The following is a 1,984-nucleotide window of genomic DNA, read 5'->3' as shown; positions in this document are numbered from 1 at the left end:
CCGACAGTCCCGGACGAAGCCAGAAATAAACATCAATATCCGGCTATGTCCGGTTTTGTTTAAGTTTTATAGAGCAGCAGCAGCCTATCTGTAATATCATATACCCGGCGTAAACCCGCGCCTACAAATATTTATGACCCGATCGCTGGTCATTGGTGACGTAGCAAAACTGGTCACTGGTCACTTTTCGCGGTTTAATTATAAAGACTGTCGTTGGATTGTCGGATCACCCAACTATGCTGATTACACTGTTACTGTATGTTATTCTTGGTGGAACCTACCTGGTGGTGGCTCCTGGGGCTTTGTACTTTTACCTGAAAAGTCGCTGGTATGTAGCTGGTTCCGTAGAGCGGTTACTGATGTACTTTCTGGTTTTCTTTTTATTTCCAGGGCTGATTTTGCTGTCACCATTCCTAAATTTTCGTCCCCAACCCCGACAAATTGAAAGCTAATGCGACGAATTGATGTAATTGGGATTGGGATTGGCATTTTTGTAGCCGGAGGTCTGTTGTACTGGGTTTTTCAGTTATCAGGCTTTGATAGTAGCAAGGCGGGAATTTGGAGTCAGGCGATCTTGGTGGGAGGGTTAGTCCTGTGGCTACTCACCTACCTATGGCGCGCCGTCACCCAGACCATGACCTATAATCAACAGCTCAAAGATTACGAGGAAGCGGTGATTGAGAAGCGCATAGCGGAAATGACACCGGAACAACTCCAACAACTTCAGGCTGAAGTTGAGCAAGAAAAACAGCAAAAATCTGTCCATCGGGAGTCTGGGTCTGTAGATGAGCAATCAAAAAGCTAACCGGACTATCCCCACATATTCGAGTTTGAAATGATCTCAGTTTCTGAATGTTTCCAAAAGTTGCGCTCTGAGAGTCCAGCTAATGGCGATCGCCGCCAATGTGCGCTGATTCCATTTATCACAGCCGGAGATCCCGATTTAGATACTACCGCTAAAGCCCTCCAGGTTTTAGATAAAAATGGAGCAGACCTGATCGAGTTAGGGGTTCCCTACTCTGACCCCTTGGCTGATGGTCCAGTTATCCAAGCTGCTGCTACCCGTTCCTTAAATCGGGGAACTCGACTAGATGGGGTTTTGGAGATGCTGAAAACTGTTAGCCCTACTATCAAGGCTCCGATTATCTTATTTACTTATTACAATCCCATTCTGTATCGGGGGATTCCTGAGTTTCTCGCACAGATTAAGGATGCTGGGGTCAAGGGGTTAGTGGTTCCAGATTTACCCCTAGAAGAGGCTGAGATTCTCCTATATCCAGCTAAGGAACAGGGGATTGAATTGGTGTTGTTGGTGGCTCCTACCAGTTCCCCCGATCGCATTGAGGCGATCGCTCGTCAGTCCCAGGGTTTTATTTACCTGGTCAGTGTTACCGGAGTTACCGGAATGCGATCGCAGGTTCAGACCCGGGTTGAGGATTTACTTAAACAAATGCGCTCTCTCACCGATAAGCCTATTGGTGTGGGGTTTGGTATTTCTCAACTCGAACACGCCAAACAAGTTCGCTCCTGGGGGGCTGATGCTGTGATTGTGGGAAGTGCTTTTGTGAATCGACTGGCGGCGGCTTCCCCAGAACATGGGTTAGAGGCGATCGCCACTTTTTGTCAGAGTTTGAGAACCGCTATTGATGAGGATTAATCCATAGAAACCTCCCCAATAGTAGAGCATCACCATGTCGCCAAAAGAAAAAGGCTAGAAGTTGTAGTGCTCCCATAAACACTCAGCTTCCGGCCTTTTGAAACCCTCGTAATGTGCCTTTCTCTTATGATCATGGCAGGTTTCTTGTCAAACGGCAAGGGGTCTGTTGCAATTACCCACTTTTTCTCGTTCGCTCTAAATTACCGCCAAAGAAAAAGGTCGGAAGTGCAGTGTTCCCATAAACACTTATCTGATACATTTACGCGGCATTTTTCCGGTTGTTCCCGGACAATGCGACGATAGCACTATTACCCGTTAAGGTAACAG

General features: G+C 47.0%; 3 protein-coding genes and 1 pseudogene. 3 read left to right on the top strand and 1 reads right to left on the bottom strand.

Going from position 1 to position 1,984, the window contains the following annotated elements; translation table 11 throughout:
• Window positions 1–236: 236 nt before the first annotated feature.
• The 3 genes from ndhL to trpA are packed head-to-tail and all read left to right on the top strand — an operon-like array spanning window position 237 to window position 1,657.
• Window positions 237–452 (top strand): NAD(P)H-quinone oxidoreductase subunit L, encoded by a 216-nt coding sequence (gene ndhL / locus ACTIE0_RS24050; RefSeq protein ID WP_006626075.1) that lies wholly within the window; start codon window positions 237–239, stop codon window positions 450–452.
• Window positions 452–805 carry a DUF3007 family protein gene (locus ACTIE0_RS24045; RefSeq protein ID WP_006626076.1) on the top strand — a complete coding sequence of 118 codons (354 nt, stop codon included), beginning with the start codon at window positions 452–454 and terminating at the stop codon, window positions 803–805. Before ndhL ends, ACTIE0_RS24045 begins: the two co-directional genes overlap by 1 nt.
• 30 nt (window positions 806–835) lie before the next feature.
• Window positions 836–1,657, top strand: a complete 822-nt coding sequence (trpA, locus tag ACTIE0_RS24040) for a tryptophan synthase subunit alpha (protein ID WP_006626077.1) — start codon at window positions 836–838, stop codon at window positions 1,655–1,657.
• A 259-nt stretch (window positions 1,658–1,916) separates the two neighbouring features.
• Here the strand turns inward: trpA and ACTIE0_RS24035 are convergent.
• Window positions 1,917–1,984: pseudogene (locus ACTIE0_RS24035) on the bottom strand (zinc ribbon domain-containing protein); the annotation flags it as partial.

This window comes from Limnospira sp. (assembly GCF_051859755.1).
GTDB lineage: Bacteria > Cyanobacteriota > Cyanobacteriia > Cyanobacteriales > Microcoleaceae > Limnospira > Limnospira fusiformis.
The sequence above is the reverse complement of the archived record's forward strand: the minus strand, read 5'-3'. Positions and strand labels throughout refer to the sequence as shown.